Source organism: Streptomyces sp. NPDC088812, from assembly GCF_044750285.1.
Classification (GTDB): Bacteria; Actinomycetota; Actinomycetes; order Streptomycetales; family Streptomycetaceae; genus Streptomyces.
In genome coordinates this window covers 1-18040 of record NZ_JBIVJP010000016.1, presented here as the reverse complement: position 1 = coordinate 18040, position 18040 = coordinate 1, and the positions used below count along the sequence as shown (strand labels likewise).

17 protein-coding genes and 1 pseudogene are annotated in these 18040 nt (G+C 69.8%); 9 read left to right on the top strand and 9 right to left on the bottom strand.

Translation table 11 applies throughout. The features are described 5' to 3' along the window. Positions 1–4: 4 nt before the first annotated feature. The 7 genes and pseudogenes from ACIP67_RS26245 to ACIP67_RS26215 all read right to left on the bottom strand — a co-directional run bounded on the left by ACIP67_RS26245 (position 5) and on the right by ACIP67_RS26215 (position 9457). A complete protein-coding gene (locus ACIP67_RS26245; protein ID WP_401695186.1) occupies positions 5–1654 on the bottom strand; it encodes a family 43 glycosylhydrolase in 1650 nt (549 codons plus the stop codon). A 49-nt stretch (positions 1655–1703) separates the two neighbouring features. After that, complete coding sequence (locus tag ACIP67_RS26240; protein WP_401695184.1) at positions 1704–3152, bottom strand: Gfo/Idh/MocA family protein; 1449 nt, start codon at positions 3150–3152, stop codon at positions 1704–1706. Between the two features lie 62 nt (positions 3153–3214). Further along, positions 3215–4540 (bottom strand): ABC transporter substrate-binding protein, encoded by a 1326-nt coding sequence (locus ACIP67_RS26235; RefSeq protein ID WP_401695183.1) that lies wholly within the window; start codon positions 4538–4540, stop codon positions 3215–3217. Between the two features lie 47 nt (positions 4541–4587). Beyond that, positions 4588–5502, bottom strand: coding sequence for a carbohydrate ABC transporter permease (locus tag ACIP67_RS26230; RefSeq protein WP_401695181.1), 915 nt, complete (start codon positions 5500–5502; stop codon positions 4588–4590). Beyond that, on the bottom strand, positions 5492–6430 hold the full coding sequence (locus tag ACIP67_RS26225; protein ID WP_401695452.1) for a carbohydrate ABC transporter permease: 939 nt from the start codon (positions 6428–6430) through the stop codon (positions 5492–5494). The genes ACIP67_RS26230 and ACIP67_RS26225 overlap by 11 nt, the downstream gene beginning before the upstream one ends. Before the next feature lie 182 nt (positions 6431–6612). Continuing rightward, positions 6613–8621, bottom strand: a pseudogene (locus tag ACIP67_RS26220) (beta-galactosidase). Positions 8622–8665: 44 nt separating this feature from the next. After that, complete coding sequence (locus ACIP67_RS26215) at positions 8666–9457, bottom strand: glycosyl hydrolase 53 family protein (protein WP_401695451.1); 792 nt, start codon at positions 9455–9457, stop codon at positions 8666–8668. Positions 9458–9507: 50 nt separating this feature from the next. Here ACIP67_RS26215 and ACIP67_RS26210 point away from each other — a divergent pair, with 50 nt between their 5' ends. From ACIP67_RS26210 to ACIP67_RS26185, 6 genes are all read left to right on the top strand, one after another. Then, positions 9508–10515 (top strand): alpha-L-rhamnosidase N-terminal domain-containing protein, encoded by a 1008-nt coding sequence (locus ACIP67_RS26210; RefSeq protein WP_401695180.1) that lies wholly within the window; start codon positions 9508–9510, stop codon positions 10513–10515. After that, entirely contained in the window at positions 10512–12809 is a 2298-nt protein-coding gene (locus tag ACIP67_RS26205) for a glycoside hydrolase family 28 protein (protein ID WP_401695179.1), read from the top strand. The genes ACIP67_RS26210 and ACIP67_RS26205 overlap by 4 nt, the downstream gene beginning before the upstream one ends. After that, the gene (locus tag ACIP67_RS26200; RefSeq protein WP_401695178.1) at positions 12806–12955 is read left to right on the top strand and encodes a hypothetical protein; all 150 of its coding nucleotides are present in this window, start codon (positions 12806–12808) and stop codon (positions 12953–12955) included. The genes ACIP67_RS26205 and ACIP67_RS26200 overlap by 4 nt, the downstream gene beginning before the upstream one ends. Before the next feature lie 257 nt (positions 12956–13212). Further along, positions 13213–13515, top strand: coding sequence for a hypothetical protein (locus tag ACIP67_RS26195; protein WP_401695176.1), 303 nt, complete (start codon positions 13213–13215; stop codon positions 13513–13515). Then, positions 13508–13732 (top strand): sugar-binding domain-containing protein, encoded by a 225-nt coding sequence (locus ACIP67_RS26190; RefSeq protein WP_401695175.1) that lies wholly within the window; start codon positions 13508–13510, stop codon positions 13730–13732. The genes ACIP67_RS26195 and ACIP67_RS26190 overlap by 8 nt, the downstream gene beginning before the upstream one ends. Positions 13733–13749: 17 nt before the next feature. Next, positions 13750–14025: a sugar-binding domain-containing protein gene (locus ACIP67_RS26185; protein WP_401695174.1), complete on the top strand. Its 276-nt coding sequence runs from the start codon at positions 13750–13752 to the stop codon at positions 14023–14025. Positions 14026–14033: 8 nt separating this feature from the next. Here ACIP67_RS26185 and ACIP67_RS26180 read toward each other — a convergent pair whose 3' ends face one another. Then, a complete protein-coding gene (locus tag ACIP67_RS26180) occupies positions 14034–14657 on the bottom strand; it encodes a PadR family transcriptional regulator (RefSeq protein WP_401695172.1) in 624 nt (207 codons plus the stop codon). Between the two features lie 163 nt (positions 14658–14820). Here ACIP67_RS26180 and ACIP67_RS26175 point away from each other — a divergent pair, with 163 nt between their 5' ends. Together ACIP67_RS26175 and ACIP67_RS26170 are read left to right on the top strand one after the other, a co-directional pair. Next, on the top strand, positions 14821–15918 hold the full coding sequence (locus ACIP67_RS26175) for an aromatic ring-hydroxylating dioxygenase subunit alpha (protein ID WP_401695170.1): 1098 nt from the start codon (positions 14821–14823) through the stop codon (positions 15916–15918). A 35-nt stretch (positions 15919–15953) separates the two neighbouring features. Beyond that, positions 15954–16967, top strand: coding sequence for a PDR/VanB family oxidoreductase (locus ACIP67_RS26170; RefSeq protein WP_401695168.1), 1014 nt, complete (start codon positions 15954–15956; stop codon positions 16965–16967). Between the two features lie 46 nt (positions 16968–17013). Here the strand turns inward: ACIP67_RS26170 and ACIP67_RS26165 are convergent, their stop codons facing one another. After that, a complete protein-coding gene (locus tag ACIP67_RS26165; protein WP_401695167.1) occupies positions 17014–17490 on the bottom strand; it encodes a haloacid dehalogenase-like hydrolase in 477 nt (158 codons plus the stop codon). Between the two features lie 278 nt (positions 17491–17768). Between ACIP67_RS26165 and ACIP67_RS26160 the strand changes: the two genes are divergently transcribed. Beyond that, positions 17769–18040: transposase family protein (locus ACIP67_RS26160; RefSeq protein ID WP_401695166.1), on the top strand; the 272-nt coding region annotated here is incomplete at its 3' end.

The following is an 18040-nucleotide window of genomic DNA, read 5'->3' as shown; positions in this document are numbered from 1 at the left end:
TGCGTCAGCGCCGCTCGCGCACCAGTGACAGCGAGTCGACAAAGAGCGCCGAGGTCCCGCCGGGGCCGCGGGCCTCGATGCTGACGGTGACCTCCTTGGAGGTCAGGCGCAGGCCGTCGAGGGCGACGTCCTGCCACCCGTCGGTGGTTCGGTTCAGATCGATGATGTAGGGCTTCCGCCGGCCGGGAGAGGTGATCCGTATGCGGGCGTAGGTGAACCCCCCGGTGGACCGGACCGTGGCGGCGAAGCGGTAGGTGCCGCGCGGCACGTCCACGGTCTGGGACAGCGAGCCGGAGAACGCCTCCGCGGCGCCCAGCGTGATCGCGAAGCGCGATCCGCCGGCGCCGGGGGAGGTGTTCGACACGAAGGTCTGGGAGGCGGAGTCCTCGTCGGCCGTGACGACCCACCCCGTGGGCTGTGTCACCGGGACCCGGTCCGCCGCGAACTCCGGGTTGAGCAGGTAGTTGTTGCCGGGGCCCACCTCCCACCGGCCGCTTCTCGCGTCGAGCCGCCACTGGCTGAGCGAGTGGAAGACCAGGCCGTCCGGCCCCGACGACAGCGGCATCCACTGGTTGTAGCCGATGCCGTTCCAGGCGAAGTCGGCCCAGCGGTCGCCCGCGAAGACGACGGTGTCCCGTTCCCTGCCCTTCACCGTCACGAAGAAGCCGGTCTGCGTGACGTGGCTGTAGTCCCGCTCGGTGCCCGGCAGTACGGACTCGGCCGAGTACTCGCCGAGGATGTCGTCCGTGCGGGACCGGATGAGGTAGGTGTGCGAGGAGTTCCAGCCGTGCAGGTCGGAGGTGCCGATGTAGTAGTGGCCGTCCAGCTTGAACATGGCGTTGCCTTCACGGCCCGCCGCGACGTAACCGACCTGCTTGGCCGGTTCGATGCTGAGCGAGTCGGCGGCGGCGATCCTGCTGACGTAGGAGTACTGACGGCCGCCGGCGTTGCTGAAGACCAGGTAGCTCTGGCCGTCGTCGTCCGTGAAGACGGTCTGGTCGCCGGTGCCCTGCGACACACAGTTCTCGACATGGGTCTGGATGTCCGCGTAACGGAACTCACCGGTCGGTGTGTCGCTCTGCAGGAAGAGCAGCGCGCGTCCCGTCGGGTTGGCGTCGAAGGTGGACTTCATCTGGGTGACCAGCACGTACTTGCGGGTGTTCGGGTTGTACACGACACCGAGCCGGCCCAGCCACGAGGTGTCGGCCAGGGTCCGCATGCGGGAGAGGGTGTCACCCGAGACGTCCTTGGAGGTGGGGATGTCCAGGGCGGTGGCGGTGGTGGCGATGTTGTTCTCGAACGTCCAGTGGACGAGGTCGTGCGAGGAGTAGCAGGTGATGGCGAGGAACACGACCTCCTTGTCGTACAGACGGGTCGGGTTCTTCTGGTACGGCTCGGCACCGGTGTAGCGGACCCCGTACCAGTAGTACGTGTCGCCGAACTTGAAGACGCCGCCGCCCTGGGAGTAGATCGGGTTGCCGTCCGTGTCCAGCCAGAAGTGGTCGTTCTGGATGGTGGCGAAGGACGGCGTCCGGTGGCCGGCCGCCTGCGCGGCGTCGGGGTTCCAGACGCCCAGGGCGGTGGCGGCGGTGCCGGCGGCGGCGCCGGCGAGGACGGAACGTCGGCTCGGACCCGACGGACGTGGTGCGTGCATGGCAACCTCACTCGGTGTCGTGTGCGAAGCGGGGCGGGAGCTGTGACTGTCAGTCCTGGTCCTGGTCGGCCCGTGTGCCGTACGTGCGCACCGGCCCTCCCGTGCGCAGGCTCTCGTTGACGGCCACCCCGACGGCGACGCTGCGCAGCCCGTCCTCGTAACCGGCCCGCCGGCGCAACGGGTCTTGGCCAGCGCCGCGGAAGACGTCCACCAGCAGCAGGCCGTCACCGCCGCCGTGTCCTCCCTCGCTCTCCTCGATGGGGATCTCCCGCGCGACGTCCCAGTGCTGCTGGACCACGAGCCGGCTGCCCTCGGTGCGGGCACCGGTGGCCGTACCGGCGGAGCCGGGGGCGACGCTCGGGTCGACGGCGGGGCGCGAGGCGGGAGCGGTAGGTGTGCCGTCGGGGGTGTCGGTGCGCCAGGCCAGGAGGTCCGACGCCGTGCCCGACGCCACGTGGGCGCGCTCGACCACCTCCAGCTCGGCCCGCCCCCGGGAGCCGTTGACGCTGACGCGGTAGCCCTCCCACGGGCTGTGCGCGGTCAGGGAGTAGGTCATGGAGCAGCCGCCGCGGTATCCGACGAGGACGCTGAGGGTGTCCTCGATGTCGATGTCCTGGTCGAAGACGTCCCGGTCGCGCAGGTACCCGTCCTGGGCCTCCGCCTCCAGGTAGAGGCCGCGCAGGTGGTCGTCGCCGGACATGTCGAAGCCGTAGGGGTCGTCGGCGGCGGCGTCGCGGCCCAGTGAGGGACGCGGGCCGGCCGGGCGGCCGGCCCCCTGATCGCCGTAGAACCGCAGGCCGCCCAGGGCCTGGACGGTCACGGGCACGTCGTCCAGCCACCAGTTGACCAGGTCGAAGTGGTGGGTCGCCTTGTGCACGGCGAGCCCGCCGGACGATGCCTTCTGCCGGTGCCAGCGGCGGAAGTAGTCGGCGCCGTGCACGGTGTCCAGGAGCCACTCGAAGTGGACGGAGAGCACCTTGCCGATCGAACCGTCCGCGAGGACCTGCTTGAGGGCCGAGTTCCGTGGCGAATACCGGTAGTTGAAGGTGACGGTGAGCTGGGCCTGCGAGCCGGCCGCAGCCGCCTCGATGGCGCGCAGGCCCGCCTCGTCGACAGTCAGCGGCTTCTCGCAGACGACGTCGACACCGGCGCGCAGGGCCGTGCTCACGGCGGCGGCGTGCGTGTGGTCGGGGGAACAGACGACGAGGACGTCGATCCGCTCCTGCCGCAGCATCGTCTCCAGATGGTCGGGGTGGTAGTGGACGGGGGTGTGTCCGGCCGCCCGGGCCTGGGCGGTGTAGTGGCTCATACGGGTTTCGTTGGGGTCGCACCAGGCGACGGGTTCGGCGACGTCGGAGAAGTCCTGGAGCATCGCGTCGACGTACATCGCGGCCCGGTGCCCGGTGCCGTACACGGCATAGCGACGCGGACCGTTCTCGCCGTTCTCACTGTCCTTGCGGTCGGCGGGGCGGGCGGACGGGGCGGAACCCGTGAGCATGTGTGACTCCAAGGTGGATGACGCGGTGGGGAAGGTGTCCGGTGGTGCGGGAGGCGGGGCGGTCAGCCCCCGGCCGAGTAGATCTTGTCGGCGGTCTCCTTCAGGAAGGCCTCGGCGGCGTCCTCGGCTGACCGCTGGCCGAACATGACCTCCTGCCCGTACCGGGTGAGCGTGGTCTCGAAGTCGCTGGCGCCGGTCGGGGTGATGGCGGGGGGTGAGCCGACCGGGCCGTTCTCGACCGACTCCACGAAGTCCGCCGCCTCCCGGTCCTCCGGGGTGAGAGAGGACCGGACCACGTCGCGCAGCTCCGGTACGGCCGGCAGGCCGCGCTCGACACCGAGCACCTTGGCGGCCTCCTTGTCACCGGTGAGGAAGTTCACCAGCAGGGCGGCCTCCGCCGGGTGCTGGGTCCCGGTCGAAATGGACCAGTACTGGGAGGACTTCACGTACTGGCTCTTCGCGGAGGCGTTCGGAGCGGTGGGGAAGTCGACCAGGACGAACTTGTCCCCGCCGCCGGCCTCGGCGTAGGCGGAGAGCTGGTTGGCGAAGACGAGGGACATCGCGGTCTTGCCGGTGGCCAGCGGCGACTGGTCCAGGGGGAGCGCGGCGGCGTCGGCGAGCTGCGAGGTGCTCAGCGTGGCCTTGGACTCGATCAGCCGCGCGTCCCTGTTCCAGAAGGAGACGAGGGTCTTCGCCGACAGGCCGACGCGGCCGTCCGAGGTGAAGACCTGGTCGCCGGACTGCCGGGTGTAGATCTCCAGGGCCGCCTGACCGGCCAGCGGCATCGTCCCGGCGGTCTTGCCGCCGGAGGTACGGGCGATCTCCTGAGCGAAGGCGTCGTACTCGTCCCAGGTCCAGCCGGTGGTGTCGGGCAGTTCGAGGCCCAGCTGCTTGAGCAGCGTGGTGTTCACCGCGATCCCGGCCACGGTGACCGTGCTGGGGACGGCGTAGAGCGTTGTCTTGTAGCGGCCGGTGTCGAGGACCTTCGCGGACAGCCGGGTGCGGTCCAGGTACTTGGACTTGTCGAGGTCGAGCAGGGCGCCGCGGTCCGCGTACGAGGACAGGTACAGCTGGTCCATCTGGATGACGTCCGGCGGGCTGCCGGCCGCGGTCATGGTGGCCAGCCGGTCCCAGTAGCCGGTCCAGTCGGAGTACTCCAGCTCGACGTCGATCCGGGGGTACTTCTTCTCGAAGAGCTGGACGGCCTCGGCAGTGAGCCGCTGCCGTTCGTCACTGCCCCACCAGTCCAGCCGGAGGGTGACCCCTTCCTCGCTCAGCCGGTCCGCGCCGGTGTCCTTGCCCACGGCACAGCCGGTGAGTGTGAGGGCGGCCATGGCGGCGGCCATGAGCGTGCGCGCCACTGTGCGGCCCGTGCGCTGGAACAACATGTCTTTCCCTTCGTGCGTGGCGGTGCCCGTCGGCGAGTGGGCCGCGCTCACTTGCCGCCGGTCGTGGCGACGCCGCGGATGAGGTAGCGCTGGCCGAAGGTGAAGGCCAGCAGGACGGGGATGATCGACAGGACGCTCATGGCGAAGAGCGATCCGTACGACGAGTCCGACTGGGCGTCGACGAAGGACCGCAGGGCGACCGGGACCGTGTACTTGGCCGGGTCGGTCAGGAAGATCAGCTGGGTGAAGAAGTCGCCCCAGGTCCAGATGAAGGTGAAGATCGCGGCTGTGGCCAGCGCCGGGGTCATCAGCGGCAGGATGATGCGCAGGAAGATCCTGGGGTGGCCGGCTCCGTCGATCCGGGCGGCCTCGTCCAGCTCGCGCGGCAGACCGCGGATGAACTGGACCATCAGGAAGATGAAGAAGCCGTCGGTGGCGAGGAACTTGGGCACGATCAGCGGCAGGAAGCTGTTGATCCAGCCGAGCTGGGCGAACAGGACGTACTGCGGGACGATCACGACATGGACCGGCAGCATGATGGTGAGCAGCATGATCGCGAACGCGGTCCGCTTGAACCGGAAGCTCAGCCGGGCGAAGGCGTAGGCGGTCATGGAGCAGGCGAGCAGGTTGCCGATGACGGCGCCGAGCACCACGACCGCCGAGTTGAGCAGGTACGTGCTGAAGGGGTGCGTCAGCGCGTTCCAGCCGTCGGTGTAGTTCTCGGCGGCGAAGGTGTCCAGCCAGAGCCCGGAGTCGGTGAAGATCGAGCCGTCCGGGCGCAGTGAGCTGACCACCATCCACAGCACGGGGTACAGCGCCACGGCCACCATGGCGATGAAGAGCACGTGCCGCAGGGCGGGGGAGGCGCGGCGCAGCCGGCCGCGCCGGCGTGCGGAGGGGGCGGGAGCGGGGGCGGGGGCGGGGGCCACCGCGAGGTCGCGGATCGGACTGTCAGTCGTCATAGAACACCCAGTACTTCGAGGCCCAGAAGTTGACGGCGGTGAACGCGGCCACGATGACCAGCAGCAGCCAGGCGAGCGCGGAGGCGTATCCCATGCGGAAGGAGCCGAAGCCCTCCTGATACAGGTAGAGCGTGTAGAAGAGGGTCGAGTCGGCAGGCCCGCCGGTGCCGCCCGAGACGACGAACGCCTGGGTGAAGGACTGGAAGGAGCCGATGATGCCGAGCACCAGGTTGAAGAAGATCATCGGTGTCAGCAGGGGCAGGGTGATGGACCGGAACTGCCGCCAGGTGGAGGCACCGTCGGTGGACGCGGCCTCGTAGTACTCGCGCGGTATCTGCCGCAGCCCCGCCAGGAAGATCACCATGGGCGAGCCGAAGGTCCACACGTGCAGCAGGATCACGGTGCCCAGGGCGGTGTTCGGATCGCTCACCCAGCTGCGCGAGGCGACGCCGAACACCCCGAGGACGTCGTTGACCAGACCGCCGTCGCCGAAGATGATCCGCCACAGCACCGCGATGGCGACACTGCCGCCGAGCAGGGACGGCAGGTACAGCGCGGACCGGTAGAAAGTGAGGCCGCGCAGGCCCCGGTCCAGCAGCAGGGCCAGGGCGAGGGCGACGGCCAGTTGCAGGGGCACCCCGAAGACCACAGAGGTGAAGGTGACCTTCAGGGACTGGTGCAGACGGGTGTCGTGCACCATGTGCGTGATGTTGTCCAGACCGGTGAAGTGGGCGTCCTGGAGCAGGTTGTAGTCGGTGAAGGCGAGGTAGAGCGAGACCAGCATGGGTCCGGCGGTGAGTCCCACCAGGCCGATCAGCCAGGGCAGGAGGAAGACGGCCGCCGCCTTGTTGTCCCGTTCGCCGGATCGCCGCTCGTCGTGGGACAGTCCTCGCTTGCGCTCGCTGGTGACCCGGCGCAGTTCCGCGATGCTCACTCGGTGCCCCCCTGCCGTGCGGCGCCGCGGTGCGGCGGCGGGTCGGGTGGGGCGGGCAGGGGCGCGCCGGGGCCGACCGGCGCTGGGGGGATGTGCACGGCTCTCAGTCCTTCGGGGAGGGCAGGCTCGTCCGGCCTGCCGGGGGAGACGGAAGGGACGGGGAAGATGCGGGAGGTTCAGGTCTCGCGGACGACGGCGACCTCGCCGCAGGGCAGCAGCAGGCCGCCGGTGACGTCGGCGCCGCGCAGCAGCTCGTGACCGCTGACGTCCACCGTGGCGCTCTCGCCGGTGTGGTTCATGAGGAACGGGAAAGCGTTCGCCGTGCTCGCCGTGGCGCCGGACGGCCTCGATCCCGGGCGGCAGCCCGGCCACCTCGGGGCCGGCCCCCGCCTCGTCGAGCACCGAGGCGACCAGCCGGTCCATGCCCTGCGCGTCCAGGCGGGTGGCTACGTACCAGGCCGCTCCGTCACCGACCGCCCTACGGGTCACTGCGGGCCGCCCGGCCAGCGGCCCGTCGGCCCAGGTGCGGACCGCCTCGGAGCCCCTTCCAGACGGGTCTTCTCACTCCACAGGTCGGCGTGCGTACCGTCGTCGAGGGTGTGCGTCTCGTTCTCCCGGAGCGCCCAGAACTTCTCGGTGCGCACCCCGAGCAGCTCCCGGAAGACACCCGGGTAACCGCCCAGACGTATGTGGTCGTACTCGTCGACGATGCCGCTGAAGAAGGTGACGAGCACCGAGGCCGGGCACGGGCCGCCTCGGCCACCCGGGCCGCGTCCTGATCCGTCACGGAGTACAGCGTCGGCACCACGAGGGCGCGATAGCGGTTGAGGTCGCTCTGCGGGGAGACGACGTCCACGGTCACCCCGCGCCGCCACAGCGCCCGGTACCAGCGCTGTACCTCCGTCTGGTAGCCCAGGGCGTCGGTTGGGTGGCAGTCCAGCTCGGCGCCCCACCAGGACGGGTAGTCGAAGACCAGCGCCACCTCCGCGCGCACCCGGCTGCCGCGGACCGGCGCCAGCGCCTTCAGCCGGCGGCCCAGTTCGACGTCCCGGAACACGTCGGTGGCCCGGCCCGCGTGCGGGACCATCGCGGAGTGGTACTTCTCCGAACCGGCCGCGGACTGCCGCCACTGGAAGAACATCGCCGCGTCGGCGCCCGGCGCCACATGGGTCAGGGAGTTGCGCAGCATCTCACCCGGGTTCTTGGACCGGTTGCGGGGCTGCCAGTTGACCGCGGACGTGGAGTGCTCCATCAGCATCCACGAGGCGCCGCCGGCGACCCCGCGGCTGAGGTCGGCGGAGAACGCGAGTTCCAGGTGCGCCTGAGGGTCGGCGGCGATCAGGTAGTGGTCGTTGGCGACCACGTCCATGTCGGCGGACCAGGAGAAGTAGTCCACCCACTTGTTGCCGGTGGACATCATGAAGTTGGTGGTCGTCGGGACGTGCGGGGCGACCTCGCGCAGCACGTCCCGCAGGGCCCGGTAGTGGGCGAGCTGCTCGTCGGAGGAGAACCGGGCGAAGTCCAGCTGCTGGGTGGGGTCGACGAAGGTGGGGGCGGCCAGCGGCGGGAGGATCTCCTCGAACGTGTCGTAACGCTGCGACCAGAAGGCCGTGCCCCAGGCGTCGTTGAGTGCCTCGACGGTGGTGTAGCGCTTCTCCAGCCAGCTGCAGAAGGCGACCGCGGCCGAGTCGGAGTAGTCGTGCGGAACGTGGCAGCCCAGCTCGTTGTCCACGTGCCACAGCACGAGTGCGGGGTGGTCCCGGTAGCGCTCGGCGAGCGCCCGGGTCATGGGCAACGCGTACTGCCGGAACACCGGCGAGGAGACGGCGTAGGACTGCCGTGCGCCCTGGTGCAGGACGGTTCCGTGGGCGGCCCTGGGGAGGATCTCGGGGTGCCGGCGGGTGAGCCACGGCGGCGGGGAGGCCGTCGCCGTGGCCAGTGCCACGCGGATGCCCGCCCGGTGCAGGCGGTCGAGGACGGCGTCCGGCCACTCGAAGGTGTGGACGCCCTCCTGACGTTCGAGCTGGGCCCAGGAGAAGATGGCCACGCTGAGCAGGCTGACACCGGCTTCCCGCATCAGCTCGATGTCTTCGAGCTGGACGTCCAGCGGCCATTGCTCGGGGTTGTAGTCCCCTCCGTATCGGATCCCCGGCACGTCCAGCGGCCACGGGCGGTGAGTGGTCATCGATCCGGTTCCTTCTCGGTGTGTCGTCGTGCGCCGGTCGTCGGTCAGACGAGGAAGGCGTCCATGGCGCGGGTGGGCATACGGGTGGTGGGATTCCAGGCGCCCATCGTGTACGTGTCGAACGGCGTGTACATCTCCGGCTCCCAGTAGAAGAGGCCCTGCACTCCGGCGCTCCGGTTGCGCTGGATGAAGTAGGCGAGGTCGGTGTAGGTGCGGTCGGCCCGGTCGTAGCGGCCGCCGAACTCGACCTGGATGACCAACTTGCCGTAACGGGCCTGGCAGTCCACGTAGTTGGCCACGATGGTGTCGATGGTGGCGGTGCCGCTGGCGTACGAGGAGAAGCCGGTGACGTCCCAGTTGCCGCCGTACTCGGAGTAGGTGTCCAGCCAGTTCACGACGGTGCTGTAGTTCTGCGGCTGGGCGAGGTGGATGACCGTTTGTGCGGCCGGGAAGACCTCCTTGACCATCTCGTGGGCGGCGTTGAGCAAACCGGTCATCTGCGCGGGCGCGTAGGTCACGCTGCCGGTGGCACCGCAGATGCCCAGGTTGGTCTCGTTGCCCAGCTGCACCCAGGCCGGTGTCACCTTGGCCGTCTTGAGCTGGTTCATCAGGTGGTAGACGTAGTCGTACATCTCCTGCCGCATGTCCGCGTAGGACAGGCCCGCCCAGGCGGCCGGCGGGTTCTGCTTGCCGAGCGAGTTCCAGGTGTCGCCGAAGTGCATGTCGACCATGACCTGCAGTCCGGCGGTGCGGCAGCGCTCGGCGAAGGCGACGGTCTCCGCCGCGCCGCAGTGCCCGTCGACCGGGTCGTCGGACGGATCGACGAAGGTGCGCAGCCGGGCGGCGGTGATGCCGTAGCTCCGAGTGGACCGCGGCCCGCAAGGTCATGCGCGTCTCCGGCCACAGCAAGGTCACCGGGGCGCGGGTCTACGTCGCGGCCATGGGCGACTGGCAGGTGAACGTGGCCGGCCGCGTGGTGCAGCGCAGTTCCTCCTACGAGTACGCGGGCGAGGGCTTCTACGACGTGGCCGACCTGACCGGTGTGACGGCCGGCCAGGAACTGCCGATCGGCGTGGTCACCCACTACTGGGACTGCAGGTGCCAGGGCCGGGCGGGCGGGCCCGGCAGCCCCGAAGGTCCCTCCGGGCTGCTGGTGAAGGTCGTCGTCGACCATGCCGACGGCAGCCGGGACACCATGGTGTCGGACGCCTCCTGGAAGGTGCACCGCTACGACGCCCAGCGCGTCGACACCCTGACCTACCGCAACTCCGACTCCGGCGACCGGGTGGAGTACTACGACGCCCGGGCGGAACTGTCCGGCTGGGACACCGCCGGTTACGACGACACCGCGTGGCCCGCGGCGACCGCCATCGGCACCCACCCCAGGCCCGCCCCCGCGTCCTGTGCGTCGTACTCGGGCGGCTCCTCGCCGTGCGCCTACACCCACCTGTCGGCCCTCCAGGCCCAGCTGGCCTACTCCACCGTGCACCCCGTCTCCCTGAAGCGCCTCGCCGACGGCACGGTCTTCGCCGACTTCGGCAAGGTCTACTCCGCGGTGCCGTCGGTCCGGCTCGCGGAGGGCACCGCCGGGCGGCAGTTGACGTTCACCACGAGCTACCGTCGCAACAACTCCACCCTGACCGCCGCCGCCTCGGCCGGTGACACCACCGTCACCCTGGCCAAGACGTCGAACCTGCGGGCCGGTGACGAGATCGTCGTCGACGCCCCGGTCGACATCCCCGTCAACGTCACCGCCACCGTCGCCCTGCCCGTCGTCGAGGGCTCCACGTACCGCGTCAGCGGCCACGCCGAGTACCTCGGAACCGCAGACGGGCGCGCGCTGTACCGCGTGGGTTCGGGACACACCGACTTCCGCGCGGTGGCGGGCAAGTGACCGGCACACCGACCACGACCAGGAAGGCGACTTCCAAGCGGAACCGACGATCGGGCCCGCGTGCCCTGGTCCTGACCTCGGTCACCGCCCTGGCGGCGGGATTGCTCGGTACCGCCCACGCGGCCACCGAGAGTTCTGCCGCCGGCATCCGTCACCCGCTCTCGACCGGCACGAGCGTCGTGGCCCGGCAGGGCTCGGACGACGCCGTGTGGAACGTGGGCACCTCCACCATCACGGTGCAGCCCGGCACCGGCGTACGGCAGACACTGGCGAAACTGACCTCCTCCGACCGCTCCCGGCAGACCCGCGTCCTCGTCGACGCCGAGGGGCAGCCCAAGAACAGCGGCCAGGTCGAGGCGGGCGACACCCTGCGGGTCACCGCGGAGGACGGATGCACCACCGGCAGTTACGCACTCGCGATACACCAGCCGGCGACCGAACGGGACAGGAACCACTGGAACAACGCGCTGTACGACCGCATCGACCGCACCGTCAACGCGCACACCCCCGTCTTCCCCGACCGGCGCTGTGACGTGACGGCAGCCAAGTACCGGCCGCTGGTCCGGCAGGTCACCGAGACCTACGCGACGGGCAACGAGGCCGGCCGCCCCTCGGCCACCGACTCACCCCTCGTGTACGGCTCCCAGCAGGTCTGGTACTACGGCGACGCCCTCAACGCGGCCGTCAAGGACTGCAGCACCGCGGGCGGCGGTATCGTCGTCGTCCCGGCCGGGGGCTCGCTCAACGACAACGGCGCCTACTACTCCGGTGCCATCAACCTGCTCAGCGGCGTCAACCTGCACATCGAGACGGACGCCGTCGTGAAGTTCATGCGCGACAAGACCAACGAGTACTACCCCGTCGTACGCACCAGCTACGAGGGGAGCGACCTCTACAGCTACTCGCCACTCATCTACGCCCTGCACCAGCGCACCATCGCCGTCACCGGCGGCGGCACCCTGGACGGCCAGGAGGACATGTGGAACTGGCGCCCCTGGAAGAAGGGGTACTGGGGCGAACCCTCGGTCGAGAACAAGAGTGTCGACGCACCCTACGGGGCCAACGGTGTCCTCAATGACATGAACTACCGGGACGTCCCCGTCGAGCAGCGCATCTTCACCGACGACGGGGAACTGCCGGACACCATCCCGGTGGTGGAACAGGGGAAGGTGCACAACGTCGCCCCGCCGGCCGGGGCGAAGGCGATGAAGTCGACCTTCCGTCCCTCCTTCATCCAGCCCAACGACTCCACGAACGTCCTGATCGAGGACGTGAAGATCCGCAACACGCCCTTCTGGATCGTCCACCCGCTCAGCTCCAAGAATGTCCTCATCCGGGACCTGGACATCTACAGCAACAAGACGACCGGTTACGAACGCACCGGCTGGAACAACGACGACGGCATCGACCCGGAGTCGAGCGAGAACGTCGTGATGGAGAACAACACCGTCACCGTCAGCGACGACGGAGCCGCCGTGAAGGCCGGGCGCAACGTGAACGGCCGCGAACACCGCTCACCCAGCCAGAACATCATCATCCGCGACTCCTCCTACCGCAACGACGGCGGTGGTTCGGCGGCCATCTCCATGGGCAGCGAGATGTCGGGCGGCATCCGCAACGTCTTCATCCATGACAACACCTTCGGTGGCTCCGGCCTCGCCATGGCGCTGAAGCTGAAGACGAACTCCAGCCGCGGTGGCGCCGTGGAGAAGATCTACATGCGGGACTGCCTGCTCGAATACGCCTACTACGGGGTGGCCGAGTTCGACGCCGACTACAAGGAGACCGTGCCCTTCCCGGGCGCCGACGCCTTCGATCCCACCATCCGCGACATCCACCTCGACAACGTCGACACCGCCGCGACGATGCCTCCCGGCAGGACCTCCTTCAACTTCCCCAGCGCCGCGTCCCGGTCGCCCGTGGAGAACGTGTACTACGGCAACTCGGTCTTCCATACCAGCAGTACGCTGTCGGCCGCGTTCACGAAGAACAAGAACATCCGCGACCTCGTCGTGGAGAACGTCGACTACGTCAACCCCGCCACCGGGGCCACCACGCGGTATGACACGACGCCGCTCACCCTGGAGAAGGGGACCCGGGCGGTCTGGGACGACGGCACGGCGGTGACCCTGGCGGAGGCCGACTCCGCACACCGCGACGACGTCACCACCCTCCCGGGCGCCACCTTCCGCATCGCCGGCCAGGTCGACCTGTCCACCGCCCCGGACTTCCCCGCCAAGGGCACGGTGCGTCTCTTCTCGACCGCGACACCACACCCGTACCCGTACCCGTGACGCTCCAGGCCGACGGCAGCTTCCTCAGCGACCCCGTCACCCTGGACGACAACCAGACCTGGTACCAGGACCGTCACTACGTCTCGGTCAACTTCTACCAGGGCATCAACATCAACACAGTGGTCCACCACGTGAGGGTGCAGTAGGCCACCGCTGGGGGGAGCGGGCAGCCGATCAGACTCCGGTCAGGGACGAGCATGGCGCCTTCCCTGACCGGAGCCTGTCCGTCCAGAGCGTGCCCTCCGGCAGGCGCCGGGAGTGGACAGCCGCTGGGCGGGCAGGCCGCCGAAGCGTTCCTCGGCGTCGCGCTCGCAGCCGGTTTTCCGTGGTCCTGGAGGCGGACTCCGGCGACGACCACGGTCAGCGAGACGATCGTCGGCGTGGCCCGCATGACGAACTGGGCATGTTTCCCTCTTCGTCGTCGCGCTGGTCGTCCCGCTCGTCCTGCTCGGCGCGGGCTGCGGCCTGCGGTGCTCACCACATCAGCGCGCCGACCCCCTTCGCCCGCCCAGCCCAGCAGCACGACCTGGTGGCACGGGCGAGCGAGGCGCTGACACATGGTTACACGCTGGCCTTCGCCGCGGCCGCGTGCATGTTCCTGGCCGACATGGTCGTCGTCCTGCCGGCCGTCAACGCGGGCCGGCCGGAGCACACCGACGACGCCGTCCCGTACACATCGCGTCCAGCTCATGGGCGGCATGGGTGACCCCCTGGGGCAGGTGCAGGCGACCGAACTGGCCGCCCGGCTCGCCGACCTCACCGGCGCCTCCCCGCTGTTCGTCCGTGCCCCGGGCCTCGTCGGCTCCGCCGAGGCCCGCCTGTCGCTGCTGAACGACCCGGCGGTGGCGGAGGTGAGCCAGGCGTGGCAGCGGCTGACGGCCGTCCTGGTCGGCATCGGCAGCCTGGAGCCGTCCCCCTGCTGAGGCTGAGCGGGAACGCCGTGGCTGAGAAGGAACTCGCGCGCCTGCGCGGCCTCGGTGCGGTCGGCGACATCTGCCAGCGCTTCTTCGACGCGGCCGGCGTACACGTCGACGCCGGCCTCGGCGAGCGGACCGTCGGCATCTCGGTGGACCAGCTGCGCACCGTCCCCACCCGGATCGAGGTCGCCGGCGGGGAACGCAAGTACACCGCGGTACGGGGAGCGGTACGCGGTCGCTGGATCACCGCGCTCGTGACCGACACGGCGACCGCCCGGCGCCTGGTCGACGAGGACTGAGGAGTCTCTTAAGCCCGGCGTTCCTCGACGTCGCCGCCGGCTTCCGCGGCCGTGCCGGAAAGCCGGTCGAGCAGGTCGATCCCCCGCCGGGCCCAGGCCACCTCCGTCCGGGCGCGCTCGATGAGCCCCTCGTAGGCGAAGGCCTTGAAGGCGACGACGCGCTCGTGCTCCTCCGCGGGAGAGTTCTCCAGGCGTGCGGCCAGGGTCGGGTTGCTGCGGTCCAGGACACCGTCCCGCTGCGCCAGCCACTGCTGCAACTGCTCGCTGTGGAAGGTGAGATGCCGCTGGAGCTGCTCCCGGGCCGCCGCCGGATCTGCCCACTCCAGGTAGGCGGCCTTCAGATGGTGCACGTCCCGCTCACGCTGGTAGTCCAGTGGGGTGTCGGCCCAGGCCCGGAACTCGACGAGACCGTCGTCCGTGATGCGGTACTCGCGCTTGGTCCTGCGGCCGCCCGAGGTGAGCTCGCGGGCTTCGACCAGACCGTCGCTCTCCATGCGGCGCAGCTCGGGATAGATCTGGGAGTCCGGCGCGTGCCAGACGTGCCCGACGGACGCGCTGAACTGCTTGGCCATGTCGTAGGCCGTCAGCGGGCGCGCGGTGAGCAGCGCCAGCAGTGCGTACCGAAGACTCACGTCAGATCACCTCTCCGCGTCCGTGGACCCGGCCGGAAGCGTTCCGGGTCTTGCCAATGCCTATGGGCATAGGTAAAGGTTACAGCCTCTCCATACCTATGCCGATAGGTATGGAGAGGCGAGCCGCAGCAGCCACCGGCTGCCTCCTTCCGCTGGAGCGCCCATGCCTTCCCTCAATGCGACGACCTCGACCACGAACAAGACGCTGGGGCACCCCCTGAACGCCTGGTACGTGGCCGCCTGGGACCACGAGGTCACCAAGGACTCCCTGTTCGCGCGGACCGTCGCCAACCGCCCGCTGACCCTGTACCGCACCGACGAGGGCCGTCCCGTGGCCCTGGCCGACGCCTGCTGGCACCGCCTCGCTCCTCTCTCCCAAGGCCACCGGGTCGGCCCGGACGAGGTTCAGTGCCCCTACCACGGCCTGCGCTTCAACTCCGCGGGGCGCTGTACGTACATGCCGGCGCAGAAAACGATCAACCCCAGCGCCATGGTCCCGTCCTTTCCCGTGGTCGAACGCCACCGCTTCGTCTGGGTCTGGCTGGGGGAACCCACGCAGGCAGACACCTCCCTGGTGCCCGACATGCACCAGATGGACTCCCCGGACTGGGCCGGCGACGGTTCCACCCTGGCCGTCGAGGCGAACTACCAGCTCCTCCTGGACAACCTCATGGACCTCACCCACGAGGAATTCGTCCACAGCGGCAGCATCGGCCAGACGGAACTCAGCGAGTCCGACTTCGAGGTCACCCACGACGAGCGCACCGTCACCGTCTCCCGGTGGATGCTGGACATCGAGCCCCCGCCGTTCTGGCTGAAGAACATGCGCGACAAGTTCCCCGGCTTCCACGGCCGCGTCGACCGCTGGCAGATCATCCGCTTCGAGGCGCCCTCCACCATCCGTATCGACGTCGGCGTCGCCAAGGCCGGCACCGGAGCCCCCGAAGGCGACCGCAGCCAGGGTGTCAACGGTTACGTCATGAACACCATCACGCCCCACACCGACCGCTCCTGCCATTACTTCTGGGCGTTCATGCGCGACTACCGGCTCGACAGCCAGCTCATCACCACCCAGCTCAAGGACGGCGTGACCAACGTCTTCGGCGAGGACGACACCATGCTTGCCGCCCAGCAGCGGGCCATCGACGCCAACCCCGACTACGAGTTCTACAGCCTCAACATCGACGCGGGCGGCATGTGGGTACGCCGGCTCATCGAGCGCATGCTGGCGGCCGAAGCACCCGCCGGCACAGCCTCCTGAACCCTCTCCCACCCCGCCGAGCCAGGAAGATCCCCATGGCAGCAGAGAACAAGCCCGTCTGGCAGACCGGCCAGGTGGTCGAGGCGGCCCCCGTGGTCACCGGCGTCCAGCGCATCGTCGTCCGGCCCGAGCACCCGCGGCGTGCCGCACCTGGGTCCCACATCGACGTCGTCGTGGACACCGGCGACCGTACCGACACCCGCTCCTACTCGGTGGTCGAGTCGGCCGACGGCAGCGGGCTGCTCACCCTCGGCGTGCAGCTGGCCCCCCGCTCCCGCGGTGGATCGGCCTACATGCACGCCCTCACCCCCGGCACCGAGATCCGGATGACGCAGCCCCTGCAGAACTTCCCGCTGCGGATAGGCGCCGACCGCTACGTACTCGTCGCCGGCGGCATCGGCATCACCGCGATCGCCGGCATGGCACGCGTGCTCCACCGGCTGGACCACGACTACCTCCTGGTCTACGTCGGCCGGAGCCGCGACCGGATGGCCTACCTCGACACTCTGGAACGGCTCCACGCCGATCGGATCCGCGTCCACGTGGACGCGGAGGGCACGTCCCTGGACGTCGCCGCGCTGGTGGACGAGGTCGCCGCCGACGGGCCGGCGGAGCTGTACATGTGCGGACCGATCCCGCTCATGGACGCCGTCCGCCGCAGCTGGCGCGAGCGGTCCCTGCCCCCGACCGACCTGCGCTACGAGACCTTCGGCAACAGCGGCTGGTTCCCCTCCGAGGAGTTCACCGTGTCGGTACCGCGGCTCGGCATCACGGCCACGGTCGGCGCGGACCAGACGATCCTCCAGGCCCTCGAGCGGGCCGGAGCCGAGGTGCTGTCCGACTGCCGACGGGGCGAGTGCGGTCTGTGCCAGGTCACGGTCCTCGACGTCCAGGGCCGGCTCGACCACCGCGACGTCTTCTTCGACGAGCGGCAGAAGGAGGCGTCCCGCCGCATGTGCGCCTGCGTGTCCCGCGCCGTCCGCGCCCTGCCCGGCGCCGGCACCACCACGGACAGCGCGTCGGCGACGCTCACCCTGGACCTCCCCTGAGCGGTTCCGCGGGGAACACCACGACCCCCCTCACCGGCGACCGGCGTCAGTGCCAGCGTTCGTGGCTGATGTCGCCGGCGACCCGGGTGAGCTTGGCGACCGAACTGCGGGCGGCGTTGACGGTGACGGTCCTGCGGGCCACCCGCGCGAGCGGGGCGTCGCTGGCGGAGTCGGTGTAGAAGACGGCGTCGTCGAGGAGGAAGCCCCGCGCACGGACCGCGGTGACCTTGGCCTCGCCCACGGTGTGGACGGCCAGCCGCGGTCCCCGCGGGAAGAACGCCAGCCGGGAGGCGACCAGGGGCACGTGGTGCAGTCCGACGCCGTCCAGGAAGGCCCGGGCGAGTGTCGCCTCGGACGCCGTCGCCACGACCGTGGGGCCCTGGAGGCAGGCCCGTTCGCACGCGGCGACCGCCTCCCGCACCGCCGACCGGGACGCCAGGGCCCGGCCCGTCGCGACGGCCAGCCGCTCGTACTCGCCGCGGGCCATGCCCCGCAGGGCCAGCGCCACGAGCGCCCGGTTCATGGCCGGGCGCAGCGCGCTGTCGGTGGTGGGTGCATGAAGGCAGGGCCCCTTGGTAGCTCGGAGGTGCGAACCGAACCGAGCAGTACCAGGAGGCCCTGTTGTCGCAGTTGTACGCGCTCACGCCCGCTGACCTCAACTCGGTTGCCCGATCGTTGTCGGCGTACGACCTCGGCTGGCCCTGGCAAGATTTCCGTGAAGCTGGGTGTGCCACCGTGCGCCGGTGACGCTCCATCACGGGTAGCGACACTGTCAACGAGTGTGATGACCTCGTAGGAATCATGAATCCGCATCTTGATGCGGTGCGGGTGGAACGGGTGTGGGTGGCGGGCGGCGTGGTCCGCATCGCGGCCTGCACCCGCGAGTTGACGGTGGCGTGTCCGGACTGTGGTCGCGGTTCTGCGAGGGTGCACAGTCGTTATGGCCGGGCGCTGGCCGATGTCGCTGTCGGAGGACGTCCGGTGCTGATCGGGTTGTCGGTGCGGCGGTTGTTCTGTGACAGCCCCGGCTGTGGCCGGCGGACGTTTGCCGAGCAGGTCGAGGGATTGACGGT

Coding starts and splice junctions, on each gene's coding strand:
- ACIP67_RS26245 (WP_401695186.1), bottom strand. CDS start 1,654: ATGCACGCACCACGTCCGTCGGGTCCGAGCCGACGTTCCGTCCTCGCC.
- ACIP67_RS26240 (WP_401695184.1), bottom strand. CDS start 3,152: ATGCTCACGGGTTCCGCCCCGTCCGCCCGCCCCGCCGACCGCAAGGAC.
- ACIP67_RS26235 (WP_401695183.1), bottom strand. CDS start 4,540: ATGTTGTTCCAGCGCACGGGCCGCACAGTGGCGCGCACGCTCATGGCC.
- ACIP67_RS26230 (WP_401695181.1), bottom strand. CDS start 5,502: ATGACGACTGACAGTCCGATCCGCGACCTCGCGGTGGCCCCCGCCCCC.
- ACIP67_RS26210 (WP_401695180.1), top strand. CDS start 9,508: ATGCGCGTCTCCGGCCACAGCAAGGTCACCGGGGCGCGGGTCTACGTC.
- ACIP67_RS26195 (WP_401695176.1), top strand. CDS start 13,213: ATGTTTCCCTCTTCGTCGTCGCGCTGGTCGTCCCGCTCGTCCTGCTCG.
- ACIP67_RS26190 (WP_401695175.1), top strand. CDS start 13,508: ATGGGTGACCCCCTGGGGCAGGTGCAGGCGACCGAACTGGCCGCCCGG.
- ACIP67_RS26175 (WP_401695170.1), top strand. CDS start 14,821: ATGCCTTCCCTCAATGCGACGACCTCGACCACGAACAAGACGCTGGGG.
- ACIP67_RS26170 (WP_401695168.1), top strand. CDS start 15,954: ATGGCAGCAGAGAACAAGCCCGTCTGGCAGACCGGCCAGGTGGTCGAG.
- ACIP67_RS26165 (WP_401695167.1), bottom strand. CDS start 17,490: ATGAACCGGGCGCTCGTGGCGCTGGCCCTGCGGGGCATGGCCCGCGGC.